18 protein-coding genes and 1 pseudogene are annotated in these 24769 nt (G+C 57.3%); 10 read left to right on the forward strand and 9 right to left on the reverse strand.

What is annotated here, in order from left to right:
• The first annotated feature begins 103 nt into the window (after window positions 1–103).
• From RHM59_RS10280 to RHM59_RS10315, 8 genes are all read left to right on the forward strand, one after another.
• A complete protein-coding gene (locus RHM59_RS10280) occupies window positions 104–2692 on the forward strand; it encodes a glycosyltransferase (RefSeq protein ID WP_322168053.1) in 2589 nt (862 codons plus the stop codon).
• A 161-nt stretch (window positions 2693–2853) separates the two neighbouring features.
• On the forward strand, window positions 2854–5400 hold the full coding sequence (locus tag RHM59_RS10285; RefSeq protein WP_416195091.1) for a glycosyltransferase family 2 protein: 2547 nt from the start codon (window positions 2854–2856) through the stop codon (window positions 5398–5400).
• Between the two features lie 194 nt (window positions 5401–5594).
• Window positions 5595–6746: a succinyl-diaminopimelate desuccinylase gene (gene dapE / locus RHM59_RS10290; RefSeq protein WP_322286515.1), complete on the forward strand. Its 1152-nt coding sequence runs from the start codon at window positions 5595–5597 to the stop codon at window positions 6744–6746.
• Window positions 6746–7582 (forward strand): putative RNA methyltransferase, encoded by an 837-nt coding sequence (locus RHM59_RS10295; RefSeq protein ID WP_322170788.1) that lies wholly within the window; start codon window positions 6746–6748, stop codon window positions 7580–7582. Before dapE ends, RHM59_RS10295 begins: the two co-directional genes overlap by 1 nt.
• Window positions 7583–7633: 51 nt before the next feature.
• On the forward strand, window positions 7634–8011 hold the full coding sequence (locus RHM59_RS10300) for a hypothetical protein (RefSeq protein ID WP_322168051.1): 378 nt from the start codon (window positions 7634–7636) through the stop codon (window positions 8009–8011).
• 101 nt (window positions 8012–8112) lie between these two features.
• Window positions 8113–10608, forward strand: a complete 2496-nt coding sequence (plsB, locus tag RHM59_RS10305; RefSeq protein ID WP_322286516.1) for a glycerol-3-phosphate 1-O-acyltransferase PlsB — start codon at window positions 8113–8115, stop codon at window positions 10606–10608.
• A 62-nt stretch (window positions 10609–10670) separates the two neighbouring features.
• Window positions 10671–11069, forward strand: a complete 399-nt coding sequence (locus RHM59_RS10310) for a YbaY family lipoprotein (RefSeq protein ID WP_322286517.1) — start codon at window positions 10671–10673, stop codon at window positions 11067–11069.
• Between the two features lie 64 nt (window positions 11070–11133).
• Window positions 11134–11823, forward strand: coding sequence for a DUF4197 domain-containing protein (locus RHM59_RS10315; RefSeq protein ID WP_322168048.1), 690 nt, complete (start codon window positions 11134–11136; stop codon window positions 11821–11823).
• A gap of 42 nt (window positions 11824–11865) precedes the next feature.
• Here RHM59_RS10315 and RHM59_RS10320 read toward each other — a convergent pair.
• The 3 genes and pseudogenes from RHM59_RS10320 to RHM59_RS10330 all read right to left on the reverse strand — a co-directional run.
• A pseudogene (locus RHM59_RS10320) lies at window positions 11866–12423 on the reverse strand (Fic family protein); the annotation flags it as partial.
• Window positions 12424–12458: 35 nt separating this feature from the next.
• Window positions 12459–15530: an efflux RND transporter permease subunit gene (locus RHM59_RS10325; protein WP_322168047.1), complete on the reverse strand. Its 3072-nt coding sequence runs from the start codon at window positions 15528–15530 to the stop codon at window positions 12459–12461.
• Window positions 15531–15536: 6 nt separating this feature from the next.
• Window positions 15537–16637, reverse strand: coding sequence for an efflux RND transporter periplasmic adaptor subunit (locus RHM59_RS10330; RefSeq protein ID WP_322168046.1), 1101 nt, complete (start codon window positions 16635–16637; stop codon window positions 15537–15539).
• A gap of 92 nt (window positions 16638–16729) precedes the next feature.
• Between RHM59_RS10330 and RHM59_RS10335 the strand changes: the two genes are divergently transcribed.
• The gene (locus RHM59_RS10335; protein ID WP_322286518.1) at window positions 16730–17365 is read left to right on the forward strand and encodes a TetR/AcrR family transcriptional regulator; all 636 of its coding nucleotides are present in this window, start codon (window positions 16730–16732) and stop codon (window positions 17363–17365) included.
• A 148-nt stretch (window positions 17366–17513) separates the two neighbouring features.
• Here RHM59_RS10335 and RHM59_RS10340 read toward each other — a convergent pair whose 3' ends face one another.
• Entirely contained in the window at window positions 17514–18296 is a 783-nt protein-coding gene (locus tag RHM59_RS10340; protein WP_322168044.1) for a class I SAM-dependent methyltransferase, read from the reverse strand.
• Window positions 18297–18392: 96 nt separating this feature from the next.
• On the opposite strand from RHM59_RS10340, the gene RHM59_RS10345 reads away from it, so the two are divergent.
• Entirely contained in the window at window positions 18393–19016 is a 624-nt protein-coding gene (locus RHM59_RS10345; protein WP_322168043.1) for an energy transducer TonB, read from the forward strand.
• Window positions 19017–19029: 13 nt separating this feature from the next.
• On the opposite strand, the gene RHM59_RS10350 is transcribed toward RHM59_RS10345, so the two are convergent.
• The 5 genes from RHM59_RS10350 to ppc form a co-directional block, all read right to left on the reverse strand.
• The gene (locus RHM59_RS10350) at window positions 19030–19905 is read right to left on the reverse strand and encodes a DUF72 domain-containing protein (protein ID WP_322168042.1); all 876 of its coding nucleotides are present in this window, start codon (window positions 19903–19905) and stop codon (window positions 19030–19032) included.
• Entirely contained in the window at window positions 19902–20213 is a 312-nt protein-coding gene (locus RHM59_RS10355) for a hypothetical protein (RefSeq protein ID WP_322168041.1), read from the reverse strand. The genes RHM59_RS10350 and RHM59_RS10355 overlap by 4 nt, the downstream gene beginning before the upstream one ends.
• A gap of 203 nt (window positions 20214–20416) precedes the next feature.
• Window positions 20417–21091, reverse strand: a complete 675-nt coding sequence (gene tsaB / locus RHM59_RS10360) for a tRNA (adenosine(37)-N6)-threonylcarbamoyltransferase complex dimerization subunit type 1 TsaB (protein ID WP_322168040.1) — start codon at window positions 21089–21091, stop codon at window positions 20417–20419.
• Between the two features lie 93 nt (window positions 21092–21184).
• Window positions 21185–21832: an adenylate kinase gene (gene adk / locus RHM59_RS10365; RefSeq protein WP_322168039.1), complete on the reverse strand. Its 648-nt coding sequence runs from the start codon at window positions 21830–21832 to the stop codon at window positions 21185–21187.
• Between the two features lie 284 nt (window positions 21833–22116).
• Window positions 22117–24753: a phosphoenolpyruvate carboxylase gene (gene ppc, locus RHM59_RS10370; protein WP_322168038.1), complete on the reverse strand. Its 2637-nt coding sequence runs from the start codon at window positions 24751–24753 to the stop codon at window positions 22117–22119.
• Window positions 24754–24769: the final 16 nt, after the last annotated feature.

Genomic DNA, 24769 nt, shown 5'->3' on the forward strand with positions numbered 1-24769 from the left:
TCCGTCCTCCAGCCGAAATTCGCGAAGACGCGCGCCCCCCTCCCCTGCTTTAATAGCGACAACACACCTAGTTACATAGCAATCTTTGGAATTAGACGTATTTATGTCATCGCGTAAATTTGGACTCAACTTGGTGGTTGTCGTGGCGATTGCCGCGCTGTTCACCGGTTTCTGGGCGCTAATCAACCGCCCGGTCAACGCCCCCGACTGGCCCGAGCAGATTTCAGGCTTTTCTTACTCTCCCTTCCGACCGGGGCAAAATCCGCAGGAAGGCATCTACCCGACCGACGACGAAATGCGTCAGGACCTGGAGTTGATCAGTAAGCAAACCGACAGTATCCGCACCTACTCGGTGGACGGTTCCCTGGGAGATATTCCGAAGCTGGCCGAAGAGTTTGGCCTGCGCGTGACCCTGGGCATCTGGATCAGCCCTGACCAAGAGCGCAACGAGCGTGAAATTACCCGGGCCATCGAACTGGCGAACACCACGCGCAGTGTCGTTCGAGTGGTAGTGGGCAACGAAGCGCTGTTCCGCCGTGAAATCACCGTCAAACAACTCAGTGTCCTGCTGGACCGGGTTCGTGCGGCGGTAAAAGTGCCGGTGACAACCTCCGAACAGTGGCACATCTGGGAGAAATACCCTGAGCTGGCCAAGCACGTTGACTTGATCGCTGCACACATTCTGCCGTATTGGGAATTTATCCCGGTGGACAAGGCCGGTCAGTTCGTCCTCGACCGCGCTCGCGAACTGAAAAAAATGTTCCCGAAAAAACCGCTGTTGCTTTCGGAGGTTGGCTGGCCGAGCAATGGCCGTATGCGCGGCGGTGCTGATGCGACCCAGTCGGATCAAGCCATTTACCTGCGTACGCTGGTCAACAAGCTGAACCGTCAGGGCTACAACTACTTCGTGATCGAAGCCTTTGATCAGCCGTGGAAAGCCAGTGACGAAGGTTCGGTGGGCGCGTATTGGGGCGTGTACAACGCCGACCGCCAGCAGAAATTCAATTTCACCGGGCCCATCGTCGCTATCCCGCAGTGGCGAGTCCTGGCCATCGGATCGGGGGTCTTGGCCCTGCTGTCGCTGGCGTTGCTGCTGATCGACGGCTCGGCGTTGCGCCAACGCGGCCGCACCTTCCTGACGTTCACCGCTTTCCTTTGCGGTTCGGTGCTGGTGTGGATCGGTTACGACTACAGCCAGCAATACAGCACCTGGTTCAGCCTGACGGTTGGGTTCTTGCTGGCCCTCGGCGCACTGGGCGTGTTCATCGTATTGATGGCCGAAGCGCATGAGCTGGCCGAAGCAGTCTGGACCCACAAGCGCCGCCGTGAATTCCTGCCCGTGGAAATCGACAACGCGTACCGACCAAAAGTCTCGGTGCATGTGCCTTGCTACAACGAGCCACCCGAGATGGTCAAGCAGACCCTCAACGCGCTGGCGGCCCTCGATTATCCGGATTTCGAAGTCCTGCTCATCGACAACAACACCAAAGACCCTGCGGTCTGGGAACCGGTCAAGGCGCATTGCGAACTGCTCGGCCCACGCTTCAAGTTCTTCCACGTCGCCCCGCTGGCAGGCTTCAAAGGCGGCGCGCTGAACTACTTGATTCCGCACACCGCGCCGGACGCTGAAGTCATTGCCGTGATCGACTCCGACTACTGCGTTGATCGCAACTGGCTCAAGCACATGGTGCCGCACTTCGCCGATCCGAAAATCGCCGTGGTCCAGTCGCCGCAGGACTACCGCGACCAGAACGAAAGCACCTTCAAGAAGCTTTGCTACTCGGAATACAAAGGCTTCTTCCATATCGGCATGATCACCCGTAACGACCGCGACGCGATCATCCAGCACGGCACTATGACCATGACCCGTCGCTCGGTGCTCGAGGAGCTTGGCTGGGCCGATTGGTGCATCTGTGAAGACGCCGAACTGGGTCTGCGGGTGTTCGAAAAGGGTCTTTCTGCGGCCTATGCCCATAACAGCTACGGCAAGGGCCTGATGCCGGACACGTTCATTGACTTCAAGAAACAACGTTTCCGTTGGGCCTATGGCGCGATTCAAATCATCAAGCGCCACACGTCGAGCCTGCTGCGCGGCAAAGACACGCAACTGACTCGCGGTCAGCGTTATCACTTCCTCGCGGGCTGGTTACCGTGGGTGGCTGATGGCATGAACATCTTCTTCACCTTCGGCGCCCTGCTCTGGTCGGGCGCGATGATCATCGTGCCGCAACGGGTCGATCCGCCGCTGCTGATCTTCGCGATTCCGCCGTTGGCACTCTTCGTGTTCAAGGTCGGCAAGATCATCTTCCTGTACCGCCGCGCTGTGGGGGTCAACCTCAAGGACGCGTTTGCCGCTGCGTTGGCCGGGCTGGCGTTGTCCCACACCATCGCCAAAGCGGTCTTGTACGGATTTTTCACCACCAGCATTCCGTTCTTCCGTACACCGAAGAACGTCGACAGCCACGGCATGTGGGTCGCCATTTCCGAAGCCCGGGAAGAGCTGTTCATCATGCTGCTGCTGTGGGGCGCTGCGTTGGGGATCTGCCTGGTGCAGGGTCTGCCAAGCGCTGATATGCGTTTTTGGGTGACCATGCTCTTGGTGCAATCGCTGCCATATCTGGCCGCGTTGATCATGGCCTTCCTGTCGTCGCTGCCAAAACCGACGCATGTGGTAGAACCGACCCCGGCCTGATCTGATGTCGAAAAGAGGCATGAATGTGGTCACTCCCCATTCATGACTCTGTCATTTAATCTATAAATCCCGGTATTTATTTCGAACCATTCCAAACGGTGAAATAAAAAATATTACGCATAAACTAAGCTACTAAATACCCTCGCTTTGAAATGGAATTCATGGCCGTGATTATATTTTCCGCTCACTCAATATTAATCGCGACTTTGTCTTCCGCTGTTATTCGCCCCCTTCATTATCTCAACAACAAACGGTTTGCTCATGTCCCGGATTGGCCTCAGGAAATCTGGGGCGTTTCATATTCCCCTTTTCGCGCGGGGCAAAGTCCGTTAACACGATGCTTCCCCTCTCGCGAAGAAATACGCGCAGACTTGCAACTCATCAGCCATTACACAAAACGAATCCGAATATATTCAGTGGAAGGCACTCAGCGATTCATCCCAGAACTGGCTGTCGAATGTGGACTACAGGTTACCCTGGGGGCATGGATTTGCCGTGACCTAAAAAGAAACGAACAGGAGATCGCGCTGGTGATACATCTCGCCAACACGATTCCCAGCGTTAAAAGTATTATTATTGGTAACGAATCACTCTACCGCAATGACGTCCCTGAAATAACCCTCATCAATTACCTGGACAGAGTGAGGCGAGAGGTAATGATTCCAGTCAGCACTTCAGAGCAATGGCACATATGGACCGACTTTCCACAACTGGCGGATCACGTTGACTTCATTGCTTCTCATATTTTACCTTTCTGGGAAAACACACCTTCCGTTAAGGCGCCCGCCTTCTTGATGGAGCATGTTTTAGATCTTAAACGCACCTTTCCACACAAGCGGCTTTTACTGTCGGAAATAGGCTGGCCAAGCAAGGGTGGACTGGCCCGGTATAATAATTCTTCATTGGCAGATCAAGCCATCTATCTGCGCACTCAACTGCACGCGCTGAATCAGGCCAACCTCGATTACTTCGTCGTCGAGGCGTTCGACCAAGACTGGAAGATCGATGAAGGCGTGGCCGGGCCGAGATGGGGTATATTCAACGCTCATCGCCAGCAAAAATTCAATTTAAAGGGCCCCATCAAAAGAACGCTTCATTGGCAGCCGTTGATTTCCAGAATGTTAGGGGGACCCGAGCGCCACTCGCCTGGAAGAAAAATCCTGGCACTGCTGGCTTTGTTATTTTACACGGGCCTGGTGTGGGCAGGGTTTCACTATAGTCAACAATATAGCTTGTGCTCCCGCCTCCTGCTAAGCCTCGCTTGGCCAATGGGAATCTCGCTGGCTGGCGGGGTAGAAGTACGGGAATTTATAGAAGCCACCTGGACGCCCCGACAATCACGTTTTTTTGCACCCGTAAAAGAAACGGCGGCCTATCGCCCCTACGTGTCGATCCATCTACCTTGTTATAACGAACCGCCTGAGATAGTAAAGAAAACGCTGGATGCGCTGTCCGAGTTAAATTACGCGAACTTTGAGGTCTTGGTAATTGATAACAACACCTTAAATCCGAACGTCTGGACGCCCGTTAAGGAGCACTGCTTGCACCTCGGATCGCGCTTCAAGTTTTTCCACGTAGAACAATTGACTGGCTACAAGGCGGGGGCACTTAATTATTTGCTTCCATTCACCAATCCTTCAGCAGAAATAATAGCCGTGATTGACGCGGACTATTGCGTTGACCGTAACTGGCTTAAGCATACCGTACCGCACTTTTCAGATTCACAGATTGCCGTCGTGCAGGCGCCTCAAAACTATCGAGATGCGAAGGATAGCTTGTTCAAAAAATGCTGCTATTCAGAATACCGCGGTTTCTTCAACATTGGCATGGTCATTCGGAACGACCATAACGCGATTATTCAACATGGGACCATGACACTCATTAGAAAGTCGGCGCTGGAACGAATCGGCTGGGCAGAGTGGTGTATCTGTGAAGATGCAGAGTTGGGTTTGCGCTTACTCGAAAGCGGGTATTCGACTGCCTACGTCAGAAACAGTTATGGCAAAGGTTTAGTCCCAGACACATTTTCCGACTTCAAGAAGCAACGCTTCCGGTGGGTTTATGGAGCCATACAAATTATCAAGCACCACCGCACAGCGTTATTGACAGGAAAAGGAACCAAATTAACGCTGTCTCAGCGTTACCATTTTTTGGCGGGTTGGCTTCCTTGGATCGCTGAAGGAGTCAATTTGATAATCACCTGTGGCTTCATTCTATGGTCAGCGGCCATCATTGCATCACCTCATCAAGTTCACCCACTTCCATGGGTGTTTACAGCGTCTGCAACATTTGCACTTTTACTTAAACTACTGAAAGTCATTTACTTGTACGATAACTTTGTCACTGACGACATCAGAGAAGCTTTTTCCGCCATTGTGGCGGGCTTCTCGTTGTACCCCACCATCGCAAAAGCAGTGTTGTACGGCTTCTTTACCAGCAACATTCCGTTCTTCCGCACCCCGAAGAACGCCGACAGTCAAGGCATGTGGGTAGCGATTTCCGAAGCTCGGGAAGAGCTGTTCATCATGCTGCTGTTGTGGGGCGCTGCGTTGGGGATCTGCCTGGTGCAGGGTCTGCCAAGCGCTGATATGCGTTTTTGGGTGACCATGCTCTTGGTGCAATCGCTGCCATATCTGGCCGCGTTGATCATGGCCTTCCTCTCCTCCCTGCCGAAACCGACGCATGTGGTAGAGCCGACCCCGGCCTGAGATTAATACAGACGGTATTAAACGGCGGCCTTCGGGTCGCCGTTTTGCTTTAAGCTATGCGCCGTTTCAGCACCTAAACAAACCTTGTAGGAGCCAACTCGTTGGCGAGAGGCTTGACGCGGTCAGCCCGGCACGACGCCTCGCCAACGAGTTGGCTCCTACAGGGTTATTGCGCTTCAATCGGAGTTTTGTACATGACGGCCCCAGCCGAACTTTCGCCCACCCTTCAACTCGCCTGCGACTTGATCCGTCGTCCTTCGGTGACCCCGATCGATGCGGACTGCCAGGCCGTGATGATGCAGCGCTTGGGCAATGCCGGCTTCGCGCTGGAACCCATGCGCATTGAGGATGTGGATAACTTTTGGGCCGTTCACGGCAGTCAGGACGGCCCGGTATTGTGTTTCGCCGGACACACCGACGTCGTCCCAACCGGCCCGGTAAAAGCCTGGCAAAACGATCCATTCAATGCCTTGATCGACGAAAACGGTATGCTCTGCGGCCGTGGCGCAGCCGACATGAAAGGCAGCCTGGCCTCCATGGTGGTGGCGGCGGAACGCTTTGTCGGCGAGCACCCGAATCATAAAGGCAAGGTCGCGTTCCTGATCACCAGTGACGAGGAAGGCCCAGCCCACCACGGCACCAAGGCAGTGGTCGAGCGGCTGGTGGCGCGCAAAGAGCGCATGGACTGGTGCATCGTCGGCGAACCGTCGAGTACCACGTTGGTCGGCGATGTGGTGAAAAACGGCCGTCGCGGTTCGTTGGGCGCTACGCTGACCGTCCGTGGGGTGCAGGGCCACGTTGCGTACCCGCATTTGGCGAAAAACCCGATTCATCTGGCGGCTCCGGCATTGGCCGAACTGGCAGCAGAGCACTGGGACAACGGCAATGCGTTCTTTCCGCCGACCAGTTTTCAAATCTCCAACCTGAACGCCGGCACCGGTGCGACCAACGTCATTCCTAGCGATCTGGTTGCAGTGTTCAACTTCCGCTTCTCCACCGAATCCACGGTTGAAGGTTTGCAGCAACGGGTTGCGGTCCTGCTCGACAAGCACGGTCTGGACTATCACGTGGAATGGGCGCTGTCCGGCCTTCCGTTTCTCACCGAACCGGGGGATCTGTTGGATGCGGTCTCGGCCAGCATCAAGGCCGTCACCGGTCGCGATACCAAAGCCTCAACCAGCGGTGGCACCTCGGATGGACGCTTTATCGCGACCATGGGCACACAAGTAGTCGAACTGGGTCCGGTCAACGCCACGATTCATCAGGTCAATGAGCGCGTGTTGGCCGCCGACCTTGATGTGCTGACCGAGATCTACTTCCAGACGCTGGTCAAATTACTCGCATGATGCTCACCTGCCCGATTTGCTCCGCCGCGCTTAGTGACGTCGATAACGGTGTCGTTTGCCCCGCTAGCCACCGCTTCGACCGCGCGCGTCAGGGTTATCTGAACCTGCTGCCGGTGCAGCATAAAAACAGCCGTGACCCTGGCGATAACCAAGCCATGGTCGAAGCCCGCCGCGATTTTCTCAACGCCGGGCATTACGCACCGGTGGCCAGACGATTGGCCGAGCTGGCGGCGCAACAGTTGCCGGCGCGCTGGTTGGACATCGGTTGCGGCGAGGGTTATTACACCGCGCAAATCGCCACGGCATTGCCCGAGGCCGACGGTTACGCGCTGGATATTTCCCGCGAAGCGGTCAAACGCGCCTGTCGCCGCGATCCATCACTGACATGGTTGATCGCCAGCATGGCGCGGGTGCCATTGCCTGACGAGAGCTGCCAACTACTGATCAGCGTGTTCAGCCCATTGGACTGGAATGAAGCCAAGCGCCTGCTGACACCGGGCGGCGGGTTGTTGCGGGTTGGCCCAACCAGCGGACATTTGATGGAGCTGCGCGAGCGGCTGTACGACCAAGTGCGCGATTACGCCGATGACAAGCATTTGGCCTTGATCCCGCAAGGCATGCAGTTGCAACACAGCGAAACCCTGGAATTCAAGCTGACGCTGGTGGACGGCCAATCCCGCGCCAACCTGCTGGCAATGACCCCGCACGGCTGGCGAGCCAGTGCAGAACGTCGGGCCAATGTCATTGAGCAAGTGGCGCCGTTCGAAGTGACGGTCTCCATGCGCTACGATTATTTCGTGCTTGAGCCGTTAGCTCCCGTACACGCACCAAATTGATACGACACCCTGAATCCGCGAATGGATTTTCCAATTTCTGACGAGGCATCCATGCGCCAACCTGATATCGAAATTTACCTCAAAGACTACGACGTCGATTACAAAGCCGTCGCCGCTTGGCTAAGTGCTGCAATCGGCCCGTGCAGCGAGTGGGAAAAGAAAGGCCAAACCTACAAATGCGTCGCGGGCGATATCGCGGTGACCTGGCTACCTAAAGCCGTGGGCAAATGGAACAGCCTGCACCTGGACAGCGACAATACCCCTTGGGAAGACGACATCGCCTGCGCCCGCGCCGCCTTTGCCGCACTGAACGTCGAAGTCCGCTGCGCGCCAGGCACCTGGGTCGAAGAAGAAAGCGACGAAACCGCCGACCGCTGGATCCGCATCAGCACCGATGGCGAAGAAGAGATCGTTTGGCACACCGCTTGATCTCGTGATGTTCGCGACGTCATCAAACTCCTGTTTTTTGCCCATCTCGACCATATACGGCACACTGTCCGCCTCGTTTTTTTCTATGCAGCAGATGCCGTATGACCCGTTCCCCGTTCCGCCGTCTTGTGTTTGGCACCTTGCGCCGACTGTTGTACCTCTGGGTTCGCTCGGAAACCATTAATCAGTCGTCGTTCACCCTTAACCTGGACCGCAGCCGACCGGTGTTTTATGTGCTGCAATCGCCATCGCTGAGTGACCTTGCAGTAGTCGACACCGAGTGCCGCAAAGCCGGCCTGCCTCGGCCGATCCTGCCCGTCGCGGTGGGCAACTTGCTGGAACCTGCGGCATTTTTCTACCTGACACCCGAACCCGACTGGCTCGGCCGTCAAGACAAACGTGGCGCACCGCCGACCTTGGAGCGGTTGCTCAGCGCAATTACTCAGAACGCCAGCGAGGATGCGCAGATCATCCCGGTCAGTGTGTTTTGGGGTCAGTCGCCGGACAGCGAATCCAGTCCATGGAAGTTGTTATTCGCCGACAGCTGGGCGGTGACTGGGCGTCTGCGTCGCTTGGTCAGCATCCTGATTTTGGGTCGTAAAACCCGTGTTCAGTTCTCCGCACCGGTTCATCTGCGTGAGCTGATCGATGAAAACAAGGGCCATGAACGCACATTGCGCATGGCCCAGCGTATTTTCCGGGTGCACTTCCGCAATCTGAAAACCGCCGTAATCGGCCCCGACCTGTCCCACCGCCGGACGCTGGTACGTGGCCTGGTGGGCGAGCCTTTGGTAAAACAGGCGATTCTCGAAGAGGCCGAACGGTCAAACATCACGGAGGCTAAAGCTCAGGCTCAAGCATTGCGCTACGGCAATGAGATCGCTTCGGACTACAACTACTCCGTCATTCGCTTCATGGAAGTGGTGCTGAGTTGGTTTTGGAACAAAATCTACGACGGGATCAAAGTCAGCCACATCGAAGGCGTGCAAGCCGTCGCGCCGGGCCATGAAGTCATTTATGTCCCATGCCATCGCAGCCATATCGATTACCTTCTTCTTTCCTACCTGCTGTTTCGCAATGGTCTGACGCCGCCCCACGTTGCTGCGGGTATCAACTTGAACATGCCAGGCATCGGCGGTTTGTTGCGGCGGGGCGGGGCGTTTTTTATGCGCCGTACCTTTAAGGGCAATCCGCTGTACAGCGCAGTGTTCAACGAATACCTGCACACGCTGTTCACCAAGGGGTTCCCGGTCGAGTATTTCGTTGAAGGCGGTCGCTCGCGAACCGGACGTATGTTGCAGCCGAAAACCGGCATGCTGGCCATCACACTGCGCAGCTTTCTGCGCAACTCGCGGATGCCGATTGTTTTTGTACCGGTGTACATCGGCTACGAGCGCGTCCTCGAAGGCCGTACCTATTTGGGCGAGTTACGCGGTGCTAGCAAAAAGAAAGAATCGATTTTCGACATCTTCAAAGTGATCGGGGCACTGAAAAAACAACGCTTCGGCCAGGTGTCGGTTAACTTTGGCGAGCCGATCAAGCTGGCGGAGTTCCTTGACCATGAACAACCGGATTGGCGTGAACAGGAGCTTGGCCCGCTCTACCGACCTGCCTGGTTGAACGAAACCACTCACCGCCTCGGCCAGCGCGTGGCACAGCACCTGAACGAAGCCGCCGCAATTAATCCGGTCAATCTGGTGGCGCTGGCGTTGTTGTCGACCAATAAGCTGGCGCTGGATGATCAGGCCATGGCCCGGGTGCTGGACCTGTACCTGACGCTGCTGCGCCGCGTGCCTTATTCGCCGCACACCACTTTGCCGCAAGGCGATGGCAAAGCACTGATCAGCTACGTGAAGGGTATGAATCTGCTCTCGGAACAAGCCGACGCCCTAGGCAAAATCCTCTACTTGGATGAGCAAAACGCGGTCTTGATGACCTATTACCGCAACAACGTTCTGCACATCTTCGCCCTGCCTTCGCTGCTGGCGAGCTTTTTCCAAACCGCCTCGCGCATGAGCCGTGAACAAGTCCTGCGCTACACCCGCGCGCTGTATCCGTATCTGCAATCGGAGTTATTCATTCGTTGGCCGCTGAACGAACTGGATGCAGTCGTTGATCAATGGCTTGAGGCGTTGGTCGAGCAAGGTCTGTTGCGCTTTGAAAATGAGGTGTACCTGCGCCCGGCACCGAGTTCGCGTCAGTTTGTGCAACTGACGTTGCTGTCTCGTGCCATCGCCCAGACCCTGCAACGTTTCTACATGGCGATCTCGCTGCTGCTCAACAGCGGACAAAACAGCCTCAGCGCCGAAGAACTGGAAGACCTGTGTACGGTCATGGCGCAACGGCTGTCCATTTTGCATGGACTCAACGCACCCGAGTTTTTTGACAAAAGTCTGTTCCGGCACTTTATTCAGAACTTGCTCGACCTGGGGGTGCTGCGCAAAGACACCGCTGGCAAGCTCAGTTATCACCCGTTACTCGGCGATTTGGCGGAGGGTGCGGCCAAGCGTGTACTGCCTGCCGAGATCCGTTTATCCATACGCCAGGTGGCGTTGCACCGCAGCGAAGATGTTTCCGAGGCTGACCCTGCCGGATAAATCCGTTAAATTCCTGCCGATGGCGTCAGGATTCTTCTGCCGCCACCCGTATGGAGATTACGATGAAAAAGCTTTTACTGATCCTTATGACCACCGTGCTCGGCGCCTGCGCCCAGCAGCAACCCACGAATCAAGCCAGCCTCAATGGCGAGGTGTTCTACCTGCAACGCGTCGCCTTGCCACCGGCTGCGACCATGACCGTGAGCCTGCAAGACATTTCCCGCGCCGATGCGCCGGTAGTGATTCTGGCCAGGCAAACGGCTCCGGTGAACGGCCAGGTGCCCCTGCCTTTCTCACTGACCTATGATCCAAAGCACGTTATACCCGGCCATCGTTACTCGGTAAGCGCGCACATTGACCTCGACGGCAAGCTACTGTTTATCAGCACCGGGCAACATGGCGTGCAGTTGAATGGGCAAGATCCACAACCGTTGCGGATTCGTCTGGACTCGGTTCAATAACACCCAGGCGTTGGCCTAGCGGTCAGCGCCATTTTCTTAAGTCGATTTTCAAAAGGATATGTCCATGCTCCGCCCTTCCGTTGTGTTTGCCGGCCTGTGTGCGGGCGTGCTGTTGTCCACCAACGTGTTTGCCTTGGCGCTGACCGACCTGTCCCAGTCGGATGCGACTGGCGGCCTCAAGGACGCACTGACCCAAGGCGCGCAGATCGCCGTCAAGGAACTGGGCGTTCCCGGCGGCTTCAGCAACAACAAAGAAGTGCGCATCGAGTTGCCGGGCAGTCTCGGCAAAGTGGCGAAGAAGATGAAACAGTTCGGCATGGGCGCACAGGTTGATCAACTGGAAGCTAGCATGAACCAGGCCGCTGAAGCCGCCGTGCCGCAAGCACAGGCGTTGTTGGTAGATGCCGTGAAGAAGATGAGTGTGTCCGACGCCAAGGGCATCCTTAGCGGTGGTAATGACTCAGCCACCCAGTACCTGAGCAAGACCAGCCGCGATCAGATCCGAGCCAAATTCCTGCCTATCGTCAAACAGGCCACCGACAAAGTCGGCGTGGCACAAAAATACAATTCCTTCGCCGGCCAAGCGGCTGCGCTGGGCGTCGTCGACACCAAAGACGCCAACATCGAAGGCTACGTGACCGAACAAGCGCTCAATGGCCTGTTCAAAATGATTGGCGAGCAAGAAGCCAGCATCCGCAAAAACCCGGCCGCAGCGGCGACCAGTTTGGCGAAGAAGGTGTTTGGGGCGCTGTAACTCAACCTCTCGGCGTGCGCGTCTGGGGTTTATATCGTTAACCTACAGCCACGCCCGCTTGATCTCGGATTCGTCACGCAGGCTGAATACCCACTCCCGGCCTGCTTTGGCTTTTTTAAACACATTCAGCGCCACCAGACCGTTGAGTACCGCTGAAGCAGTGTTGTAGGAGCAACCCAAATTCTCCTTCACGTTGACAGCCGTAAACGCTTTCGCCGAGCCCATTAGCGCTACCTGAAAAACGGCTTTCTGTTTTTCACTGAACTGGTCATACAGCCCCGAACCCGCGAGCCAATGGTCGAAGCTAACCGCGTCGGCCGCCATTTTCTTGTAGGCCGTCAGAAAGTCATTCACCGCCCGGACAATCACCGAACACTGGTGATCAATAAAGTAGGTCAGGTCCATTCCATCGGTTTCGGTGTAGAGGTACGACCGGCCATATTTGACCGGGGCATTGCGCAGCAGCACGCTGATAGCAATGTAGCGGAACGCCGAAAACTCGCTCTTGAACATGAACCAATAAAACAATGCTCTCGCCACACGGCCATTACCGTCCCGAAAGGGGTGCTCGTAGCCCAAGGCGAAGTGCAATGCGATACCTTACTGCGCGACAGCGGGTTATGGCCTACAAAATATTATGCGGGCTCTGGCGTTTTTTTCACCCGAAACCATGCGGCATACAGCGCGGGCAGGAACAGCAGCGTGAGTGCAGTGGCGACGATCAGGCCGCCCATGATTGCCACGGCCATGGGACCGAAAAACACGCTGCGTGACAGCGGAATCATGGCCAACACCGCCGCCAGGGCGGTGAGGACGATGGGGCGGAAACGGCGGACGGTGGCTTCGATGATCGCTTGCCAAGGTTCAAGCCCAGCGGTGATGTCCTGTTCGATCTGGTCCACCAGAATCACCGAGTTACGCATGATCATCCCGGACAAGGCGATCGTGCCTAACATCGCCACAAAGCCGAAGGGTTGATGGAACACGATCAGGAACGAGGTGACGCCGATCAAACCCAGCGGTGCGGTCAGGAACACCATGGCCACCCGCGAGAAGCTGCGCAGTTGCAGCATCAGCAAGGTCAGGACCACGACGATGAACAACGGCACACCGGCGTTGACCGAGCGCTGGCCACGTCCGGACTCCTCCACAGTACCGCCGACCTCCAGCAGATAACCGTCGGGTAATTCAGCCCGCACGGTGTCTAGCGTTGGCAGGATTTGTTGAATCAGCGTGGCCGGTTGCTCCTTGCCGTAGATGTCCGCACGGACGGTCACGGTGGGCAGTCGGTTGCGATGCCAAATGATGCCTTCTTCAAAGCCATACTCCAGCGTCGCCACTTGCGACAGCGCAACGCTGGTGCCGTTGGCGGTGGGGATGGCGAGGCTGGACAGCGAAGTCAGGTCTTTGCGGGCATCGGCAGTGCCGCGCACCAGAATTTCGATCAGCTCATCGTCTTCCCGGTACTGGCTAACGCTGGAGCCGGTCAATGAACTTTGCAGAAAACGCGACAGGTCCGCCGTGGTCACCCCCAGTGCCCTCGCCCGGTCCTGATCGACGTTGAGGTGCACGACTTTACTCGGCTCTTCCCAATCCAGGTGGACGTTAGCCACGCTCGGGTTTTCCCGAACTTTGTCAGCCACCTTGCGCGCTAACGCACGGACCTCTTCGATGTGTTCACCCGAGACCCGAAATTGCACGGGATAGCCCACGGGCGGGCCATTTTCCAGGCGCGTCACTCGGGGTCGCAGGGTCGCAAACTGCTCGTTGAGCGTGCTGATCAACCACGTGCGAACCGCCTCGCGGTCTTCGATGGTCTTTGCCAACACCACGAACTGCGCAAAACTGGCCGCCGGCAGTTGTTGGTCCAGCGGCAGGTAAAAGCGCGGCGAGCCGGTGCCGATATAGGCCACGTAACTGTCGACGCCGGGGTGATCTTTTAGCATTTGTTCCAGCCGCGTGACTTGCCCGGCGGTATTGCTGAGGGAGGCGCCCTCAGCCAGTTTCAAATCGACCATCAGCTCAAGCCGCACGGATGCGGGGAAAAACTGCTGCGGCACGAAACGGAACATCACCACCGACAACACGAACAAGCAAAGGGTCAATACCAACACGGTTTTACGGCGTCTCACGCACCAGCCCACCAAACTTCGCACGCGCTGATAGAACGGGGTGCCGTAAGGGTCTGGTGCATGTGAACCATGTTTGTCTGCGTGAATTTTCGCCAAGTCCGGCAATAACCGGTCGCCCAAGTAAGGCACGAACACCACGGCAGCGATCCATGACGCCAACAGTGCGATGGTCACCACTTGGAAAATCGAGCGGGTGTATTCCCCGGTGGATGATTGCGCGGTGGCAATTGGCAAGAAGCCAGCGGCAGTGATTAATGTGCCGGTGAGCATCGGGAACGCAGTGCTGGTCCAGGCGAAACTAGCGGCTCTGAGCCGGTCGTAGCCCTGCTCCATTTTGATTGCCATCATCTCCACCGCAATGATCGCGTCATCCACCAGCAAGCCCAGCGCCAGTACCAGCGCGCCCAGGGAAATTTTGTTCAGACCTACGCCCAAGTAATACATGCAGGCGAAGGTCATCGCCAACACCAGCGGGATGGTCAGGGCAACCACTAACCCGGTACGCACCCCTAGGGAGAAGAAACTCACCAACAGCACGATGCCCAGCGCCTCAGCCAGCACATGGACGAACTCGCCGACCCCGGTTTTCACTGCTGCCGGTTGGTCCGACACCTTGCGCAGCTGCATACCGGCTGGGAGGTTTTGCTGGATGTGGGCAAACTCAGCTTCGAGCGCATGCCCGAGGGAAAGGATGTCCCCGCCGTCTTTCATCGCCACGGCCAGGCCAATGGCGTCTTCGCCCATAAAACGCATGCGCGGCGCGGGTGGGTCATTGAAGCCGCGATGAACCTCAGCCACATCGCTGATACGAAAGGTGCGGTTCGCCACGCGAATCGGAAAGTTTTTTATCTCGTCGACGGACTGAAAACGGCCGGTCACGCGCAATTGAATACGATCACTGGGCGTCTCGAAAAAACTGGCCGCCGACACCGCATTCTGAGCCTCAAGCGCCTGCTGAACGGCTTCCAACGACAAACCCAAGGTCGCGAGTTTCAGGTTCGACAGCTCAATCCAGATCTTCTCGTCCTGCAATCCCAATAGTTCAATCTTGCCAACGTCCTTGACCCGTTGCAGTTGGATTTGCACGCGGTCTGCGTAGTGTTTGAGTATCGCGTAATCAAAACCGTCGCCGGTCAACGCGTAGATATTGCCGAATGTAGTGCCGAATTCATCGTTGAAAAACGGGCCTTGAACGCTGGGCGGCAAGGTTTGCCGAATATCGCCGATCTTCTTGCGCACCTGATACCACAGCTCAGGCACTTGAGCGGCAGACATGGCGTCGCGGGCAAAGAACGTGACTTGCGACTCTCCTGGTCGCGAGAACGAGAGGATGCGCTCGTACTCGCCGGTTTCCATCAGCTTCTTCTCGATGCGATCGGTGACTTGCCGACCGACTTCCTCAGCGCTGGCACCCGGCCAAAGGGTGCGAATGACCATGGCCTTGAAGGTGAACGGCGGGTCTTCACTTTGCCCGAGCTTGGTGTAGGACAATGCGCCGACCACGGCCAATAGCAGCATCAAAAACAGGACGATCTGGCGGTTGCGCAGGGCCCATTCAGACAGGTTAAAACGCATCCGTGCTTACTCCTTGGCCGCCAGCTTCACTTCCCGATTGCTGCGATCCACCGGGCGTACCTTTTCGCCCTCGTGAAGCACATGCACGCCAGCCGCGACGATCCAATCCGTGGCACTAAGGCCTTCCAGAACCGGCACCGTGTCTTGACCGTAGGTGGCGACGCGAACCGGAGTGCGCTTGATTCTGTTGTCGGCATCGATACGCCAGACATAGGTGGCGCCGTTTTCAGCCGTCAGCGCCGACAATGGCACCGACAGCGCGGCGGTTTCTCCAGTCTGAAAAAACACCCGGGCGCTCTGCCCCAGCTCTGCCGGGACTTTGCCACCGGCGAAAGCGATTCGGGCGGCGAAGGTGCGTGAGCGCGGATCAGCCGCAGGCGACAGTTCCCGGATGCGACCGGTCAAGCGTTGATCGCGTTGGGTCCACAGTTCAACCGCCACGGTCTGCCCGATTTTGAAGCGGCTGAAGCTTTGCTCCGGCACGCTGATCAGCACTTCCCGCTCGCCATCGGCGGCCAGGGTAAACACCGTTTGCCCGGCGGCAACGACTTGCCCGACTTCCACCAACCGTCTTGAAATCACCCCATCCTGCGGGGCACGCAGCACGGCATAACCAGCTTGGTTATCGGCCACGGTAAATTCGGCTTTGATCTGTTTGAGCCGCGCCTCACCTGAAAGGAACAGGTTTTGGGCGTTGTCGAATTGCGAATGGCTGACCATCTGCCGGTCCATCAAGGTCTTGTAACGATCACGCTCAGTGCGGACCCATTGCAAGTTTGCTTCAGCAGCGGCCACTTGGGCACGGCTCGCTTCCAATTGCAGGCGCATGTCCTGGGGGTCAAGCTCGGCCAAGGGCTGATTGGCTTTGACACGTTCCCCTTCTTCCACCAAGCGCTTGATGACTTTGCCTGGAACCCGAAATGCCAGGTCAGGCTCGAATCGCGCACGTACTTCGCCGGGGTAGCTGTCCATCGACAGCGATGCTATTTGCGGCTGGACGACAATGGCCGGACGCACGGTGGTCGGAGCGGACTCTTCATGACCGCAGCCCGTCAGTAACAAAACCAGACTGATGGCCGGGGTAAAGGACAAGGCATCGCGAAACATGGTGATGGACCTTTAGCGTAGGATGCTTTAATTATTGTACTGCCGCGTATATTAAGAAATACCAAACTCACCAGTCCACTATTAAAACGAAGATGCCTGATAATTTATTGATCGCTTCTGGCCCTGGTCGCCCCAAGGACTTGGCAAAACGCCAGGCCATCCTCGATGCCGCGAAAAACCTGTTCGTCAGCAATGGATATGCTGGCACCAGCATGGACGCCGTGGCCGCCGAAGCCGGGGTTTCAAAACTGACGGTTTACAACCATTTCACCGACAAGGAGACCTTGTTCTCGGCGGCGGTGGTGGCCCGTTGCGAAGAACAACTGCCTGAGCTGTTTTTCGAGATGCCGGAGGGCACGCCGGTAGAAACGGTGTTGACTACGATAGGACGGGGCTTTCATGCGCTGATCAACAGCGCCGACTCGATTGAGCTGCATCGATTGATGATGGCGTTGGGAGCTCAGGATTCAAAGATGTCACAAATCTTTTTCGAGGCGGGCCCTGAGCGGATCCTGCAGGAGATGGAGCGGCTGCTGATTCAGATCGACAACAGCGGCAGCCTGAACATCGACAAACCGCGCCTCGCCGCCGAGCATTTTTTGTGTCTGCTCAAAGGCACCTGCAACTTCCGCCTGCTGATCGGTTGCAACGATGCACCCAACGAAGGGGCGGATGACGAGCACGTGCGGGAAGTGGTGAGCGTGTTCATGCGTGCCTATCGCGCCTGAAACCACTCCAACGCTGTAGGAGCCAACTTGTTGGCGAGGTGTAAAACCTGACACACCGCATCAAGCTTCTCGCCAACAAGACGGTATCTACAGGTCGTATGGGTGGAAAATTTCGGCGCCGCCTTCGCGATGAAGGTTCGAAAGGGGTTCAGCCTTTGAGTGCTTTTTTGGGGTAGATGTCGTAGCGGCTGGATTTTCCATCCAGCGCATAACCAGGCTTTGGGCCATCGATACTGGGGGCTTTGCGGGGGCGTTTGACCACCACTCGGTGGGTGGCCAGCGCCAACGCTGCTTCGAGTAACGCTGGAGCGTCCATGTCGTCGCCCACCAAGGGCCGGAACAGGCGCATTTCTTTTTTGACCAACGCGGTTTTTTCCCGGTGCGGAAACATCGGGTCCAGATAGATCACCTGCGGCGGCTCACCTTCCCAAGCCCGAATCAGCTCGATTGAATTGCCGGTCAGCAAACGCATCTGCGCAATGATCGGCCCGATTTCGCGATCTCTCAGCCCGCGGGCCAGGCCGTCTGCGAGCAGCGCGGCAATGATCGGCTGACGTTCGATCAGGCTTATGTCACAACCCAGGCTGGCGAGCACGAACGCGTCTTTGCCCAATCCCGCTGTCGCATCCAGCACCCGAGGTCGCACGCCCGGTTGGATACCGACAGCCTTGGCGATCATCTGCCCGCTGCCGCCGCCGAATAACCGTCGATGCGCCGCCGAACCTTCGACGAAATCCACCCGCACCGGCCCCGAAGTGTCTGCGCCCAACTGCTGCAATTGCAAACCGTCGTCGGTCACTTGCAGGGCGAATTCGGCGTGGGTGTCTTCCAATGGCAGGCCGAGGCGCTGCGCCCAGTGCTCTGCTTGGGCCTGTCCGTTGCTGATCAGGGTCTCGACGCGAATGCGGCTGCCCGTTTGTTGCTCACTCATTTGCCCACGCGCTCAACTATTTTTAAATGATCGGCGAAAGTGGCCGATAACGAGAATATCCAGCATTTTGCCAGAGCCAGACGAACAAAGAGCGCTATGTCTGACATTGAATCCGCACCGATAGGCTATTTGTCGTACGCAGGCGACTACAGTCTTCGCAATACCAGAACCCTGAGCGGCGTTACCCAGCTCTGGTCGGATGCGTTCGCTCGTGCAATGGCAGACCAAACGGCGGATAAAACCAGCGACTCAGTGACGCCTACCGTCGCGGCGGCTGACCCAGTAACCGGCGAGCCACTGGGCGGTACGAATGCGCTAGGGCAAATCGTCGATCAGCGTGAGCTACCGGTAAATGATGTACAGCGTCGCCCATCCGTGCCGCTGCATTTGCCGATTGCTGAATTTGAACTGCACCTGCTGCCTACGCCTGCGGAGCCATTCAGCGTGGCGGACATGATCGAGCAGCAACGGCACCTGGATTTCGACAGCGGCTGGGTTCGGCCGCTGGTGCTCGATCCCCACCAAGCCGACGCAAATCCAGGCCCTGGTCCGCAAACGCGGCCACTGCATCTTCCTATCGCCGAGTTCGAATGGGACTTGGCTGATAAGCCTGCACTGCCGCTTGCCGCTGAAACCGTCGATGAGCAACAGCGCCATTTGAACTACGACAACGGCTGGGCACGGCCGATCATCCTGCAAAACCTGCGCATGGCCGCCTAAGCGCAGCCGATCCTTACAGCAAACCCAATTGCTGTTGCGCGTCAGGCGCCTCGCTCTCCAACACCACCAATGGCGACAACCCCGGCAACCGTGTCATCAATTGCTGATGGAAGCGTCGCGCCAAGTCAGGCGCCTGAAGGTTGTCGGGGGTGTGCAGAAAGACATAAGGCGTACGCCCCTCCTCTATCCAGCCGGCGACTTTCTCGACCCAAGGCGCCAAGAACGGATCATTGGCTTCCAACAGTGGATGACCGATAAAACGCACTTGGGGACATTGCGTCAGTGCTGCGGGGCGCGGCGGGACTTTGGGTTTTTTCGACTGCGCATGCAGCACCGCTGGGTCCGTTGACACACAACTGAACAGCGCTCGCGGATCAAGGCAGATGCGCTCTACACCCCGGTCCAGCAACAATCGATTGAGCATCCGTTCTTCATCGCCCTTGGCGAAAAACGCCGGGTGCCGAACCTCTACCGCCAGCGGACGCTCAAGGGCGTCGATAAAACTTACCAGCTCAGCCAATCGCAGCGGGCCGAAGCTCGCCGGTAATTGCAGCCACAACGGCGACACGCGCTGGCCCAGAGGCGCGAGGAGCGCAATGAAGTCGTCAGCTGCGTGCAGTTGTTGACGCAGGTCGCCACCGTGGCTGATGTCGCGATGGAATTTGGCGGTGATTCGAAAGTGTTCCGGCAGCGTTCGAGCCCAGCGTTCAACAATCACGGGCGAAGGCCGGGCATAAAACGTGGTATTGCCTTCGACCGCATTGAACACCTGCGCGTACAAGCCGAGGAATTCGTTAGGACGGGCGTTCTCCGGGTACAGAGAATCGCGCCAGGCGTTTTCACTCCAGGACGGGCAACCGAGGTAATAAGGGGGAAGAGAAGAATTCAAACGTGAAGGTCGAGGCCCAGCACTTCCATGTCCCAATCGACGTAACTGGCGGTGGTGAGGTAACTGGCCAGTGCATGGGCAACACGGTTGCTGACGGAGCGAGGGAAAATCATATCTTGTTGGCGTGCGGGAACGTTAGCCGTCGGACCTGCTTGTGTACTTTGCGGTCGAGAGGTCGGCGCGGGGAGTTGCGGGGAAATTTCGTTCTCGCTGTCGACTTCCTCAAACGCGTCATCAACCACCGCAGCGCCTTTGCGAGGCTTGCGCTTTATGGGGTATGAGCGTGATGAGGGTCCGTCTATGCGCATCAATGCGTACTCGGCGTCGTATAGTGGCAATCTAGCAGCACGGACATGGCTTCACAAATGTCCGAACGATAACTAGACCACAATTTTTGCAGAAGGTTTAAAAACACTGATGAAGTGTCGCATTTCCTTAAAAGCCGGGAATACACCGCTTCCCTGAAGGGATAAGGTCCGAAGGTCCTTCGCCAACAAGACGGTATCTACAGCTACTTAGCCTTGGGGGTCGCGACTTTATCGCGCAGGTAAACCGGTTGCGCCTGGTCAGCGACAACGGCTTCGCCACGTGCCCAAGCGAAGGTCGCCAGAGTCAGCAAATCTTGTGCATGGGGCAGCAATTGCGCGTCATGCCCAGCCACCTTGATTGCGATCCGCTCGGCATAACCCCAGCCCGTGCCTGCGCCGAACCATTCACCCTGAGCATCATCCGGCAATGCAGCCAGTTCCGGGGGCAAGACCGCTTCGATCCCGGCTAAGCGCATTTCACCGGCTGTTTCGCGATAACAGCCCCAGTAGACCTCGTCCATCCGCGCATCGATCGCCGAGGCAACCTGACGGACACCGCGCTCACGGAACGCACGTTGCGCCAACACGGCCAAGTTCGACACCGGCAATACCGGGCGTTCCAGGGCAAATGCCAGGCCCTGCACGACGCCGATAGCGATACGCACTCCGGTAAATGCTCCCGGCCCACGACCAAAAGCGATGGCGTCAACCGCAGACAAGGCAACCCCGGCTTCGGCCAGCAGGTCCTTGATCATCGGCAACAAGCGCTGTGCATGCAGACGCGGGATGACCTCGTAGTGGCTCAGCACTTTGCCGTCGTGGAGCAAAGCGACAGAGCAAGCTTCAGTGGCGGTATCCAGGGCCAGCAAGGTGGTCATCGGTGTTTCCATTTGAAAGGTGCGTAAAAAAGTGCCGCATTATAAACAACTACGGCCCGCAAGCGGGCCGTAGTTCATGACTGCAATCGGGTATCAGCTAAAAGCAGCCAGCACCTTGGCGGTGATGTCGTCGACAGAACCGATGCCTTCGATGTGGCTGAACTTCGGCTTGCCATTCTGAGTCGCCAGGTTCTGGTAGAACGAAACCAGCGGCTTGGTTTGAGCGTGGTAAACCTCAAGGCGGTGACGCACGGTGGCTTCGACGTCATCTTTGCGCTGAACCAGCGGCTCGCCGGTAACATCATCCAGACCCGCCACCTTTGGCGGATTGTAGATAAGGTGATAAACGCGACCAGAACCTTCATGCACCCTACGACCGGAGATGCGTTTGACGATTTCTTCGTCATCGACCGCGATTTCAACCACGTTGTCGATTTCCAATCCGGCGGTCAGCAACGCTTCAGCTTGGGGGATCGTACGTGGGAAGCCGTCGAACAGCACGCCATTGGCGCAATCTGGCTGGGACAAACGGTCTTTGATCAAGCCGATGATCAGGTCATCGGAGACCAGACCGCCGCTGTCCATGACGCTTTTGGCTTTCAGGCCAAGTTCTGTGCCGGCTTTAACGGCTGCGCGCAGCATGTCACCCGTGGAAATTTGCGGGATGCTGAATTTCTCGGTGATGAATTTTGCCTGAGTACCTTTACCGGCCCCGGGAGCTCCCAGCAGAATCACGCGCATCAATGTGCTCCTCAATTTTTATAGAGATATCAACAGACTCGCCTCTTTGGGCCAATCTCAAAAAATGTTCAGCCAATCGGCCAAAGGCTGATCAAGATACACAGCAGGCTATCCCCACACAAGCAGCCGAAAGTCGCAGCAACCGACGACGCTTCGGCACCCAAATTTGCTGCTACCAAAGTATGACTTGGCGCAACCTTATAAAAATGCGTCTTAAAGGGTCGATAAGTAACCCTTTTTTGATGAGCGCAGCTTCCTTTGGCAGCGCTGCACGCTAAAAGTCTTCAGCCCGTGTTACGCAACCCGGCGGCTATGCCTGCCACCGACACCAGCAATGCTTGTTCCAAAGGGCTGTCCAGCGCTGCCTCGCGTGTGCGTGAACGTGACAATAGTTCAGCCTGCAACAGGTGCAAGGGGTCGAGGTAAGTATTGCGCAAACTAATGAACTCAAGGGTCTCTGGACTATGTGCAAGTAGCTGCGATTGCCCTGTCAGCCCCAGTACCACTTGGCAGGCCTGCGACAATAGGTCGCGCAAGTGACTGCCTAAATGTTGCAGGTGTGGCTCGACCAGTCGTTCGTCATACAGTTGAGCGATGTCACTGTCGGCCTTGGCCAACACCATCTCCAGCATGTCGATACGCGTGCGGAAAAATGGCCACTGTTCACGCATGTGCGCCAACAGTTCACCTTCGCCGCGCTCCAGCGCTTTGCTCAACGCGGTTTCCCAACCGAGCCAGGCGGGCAGCATCAAACGGGTTTGGGTCCAGGCAAAAATCCACGGGATCGCACGCAAGCTTTCAACCCCACCTTCACGACGCTTGGCTGGCCGGCTGCCCAACGGTAGGCGCCCCAGTTCTTGCTCGGGGGTGGCCTGACGGAAGTATTCGACGAATTCAGGATTCTCGCGCACCACCGCCCGGTAGGCACTAACACCATCAGCGGCCAAGTGATCCATCATTTCGCGCCACGCCGGTTCAGGACGGGGTGGCGGTTGCAGCGTGGCTTCGAGCACTGCTGCCAGGTACAAATTGAGGTTCTGCTCGGCGATGTCCGGCAAACCGAACTTGAAACGAATCATCTCGCCCTGTTCCGTCGTGCGAAAGCGCCCTGCCACTGACCCCGGCGGCTGCGACAGAATTGCCGCGTGGGCGGGGCCACCACCACGGCCGACCGTGCCGCCGCGACCGTGAAACAGCAACAGTTCAACTTGCTGCTCGCGACAGATGTCGACCAATTGCTCCTGAGCCCGGTATTGGGCCCACGCCGCAGCGGTAGTCCCGGCGTCCTTGGCCGAGTCGGAATAGCCGATCATCACTTCTTGCGGGCCATGCAGACTCAAGCGATAGCCCGGCAGGCTGAGTAACTGTTCGATGGCAGGACCGGCGTTGTCCAGGTCCGACAAGGTTTCAAACAACGGCACCACGCGCATCGGCCGTTGCAGACCGGTTTCCTTAAGCAGCAGTTGCACCGCCAACACATCCGAAGCGGCCCCGGCCATGGAGATCACGTATGAACCCAGCGACGCAGCCGGCGCCGCCGACACTTCACGGCAGGTCGCGAGCACCTCGGCGGTATCGGCAGCAGGTTTGAAGTGGCTGGGCAATAACGGACGACGGTTTTTTAGCTCGCGCAGCAGGAAGGTAATCCGCGCGTCTTCGTTCCAGTCTTCGTAGCGGCCCAAGCCCAAATAGTCGGTAATTTCAGTCATCGCCGCCGTGTGGCGACTGGAATCTTGACGCACGTCCAGACGCACCAAAAACAACCCGAAGGTCACCGCACGCCGCAGGCAATCGAGCAACGGTCCATCGGCAATGACACCCATGCCACAGTCGTGCAAGGACTGGAAACACAGGTTCAACGGCTCAAACAGATCCCGGTTGTTGTGTAACACACTGTCGGGCGCTGGTTGCGTGACGGCCAATGAAGATTGAGCCCATTTGCGCGTGGCACGCAGGCGATCGCGCAACCGCTTGAGTACGGCGCGATACGGTTCGGCGCTATCACCAGCGGCGGCACGCAAGGCACCGCTGGCCTCTTGCATCGACAGTTCGGACGCCAATTGATCAACGTCACGCAGGTAAAGATCAGCCGCCATCCAGCGCGCCAGCAGCAAGACCTCTCGAGTGACCGCAGCGGTAACGTTGGGGTTGCCATCACGGTCGCCACCCATCCACGACGCAAAGCGTATGGGTGCGGCTTCCAGCGGCAGGTGCAACCCGGTGGCCACATGCAGGGCGTGATCGGCCTTGCGCAGGTAATTGGGTATCGCCTGCCACAGGGAGTGCTCGATCACGGCGAAGCCCCATTTTGCCTCGTCGATGGGCGTCGGGCGGGTGCGGCGGATTTCTTCGGTGTGCCAGGCTTCGGCAATCAGCCGTTGCAGGCGCACGGTAATGTTTTCGCGCTCAGCGGCGCTGAGGTCACGATGGTCGAGGGCCGCCAATTGCGCGGCGATCGCGTCGTATTTTTGAATCAGGGTTCGGCGCGCCACTTCGGTGGGGTGCGCCGTCAATACCAACTCGATTTCCAGCTTGCCCAACTGCCGCGCCAACGCCTCAGGCGAATGGCCGGTGTTTTTTAGCCGTTCCAGCAGCTCAGGCAGCACACGGGATTCAAATGGCTGTGGCAACGGGTCTTCGCGACGGTGGATAAGTTGATATTGCTCTGCAATGTTGGCCAGGTTCAAAAACTGATTGAACGCTCGCGTCATCGGCAGTAACTCATCCTCGCTCAGCTCATCAACGCTGGTACTCAACTGCTCAGTGCCCGCTGCCGAGCCGCGCCGTCCTGCTTTGGCGCCTTTGCGAATGCGCTCGATTTTTTCGAGAAACTCAGGCCCGCGTTGCTCACGGATGGTATTGCCCAACAGCTCACCCAGCAGGTGAACGTCTTCGCGTAAACGTGCGTCGATATCGGCCATGGCCCTAGTCTCCAGC

The sequence above is a fragment of the Pseudomonas sp. MH10 genome, from assembly GCF_034353045.1.
GTDB lineage: Bacteria > Pseudomonadota > Gammaproteobacteria > Pseudomonadales > Pseudomonadaceae > Aquipseudomonas.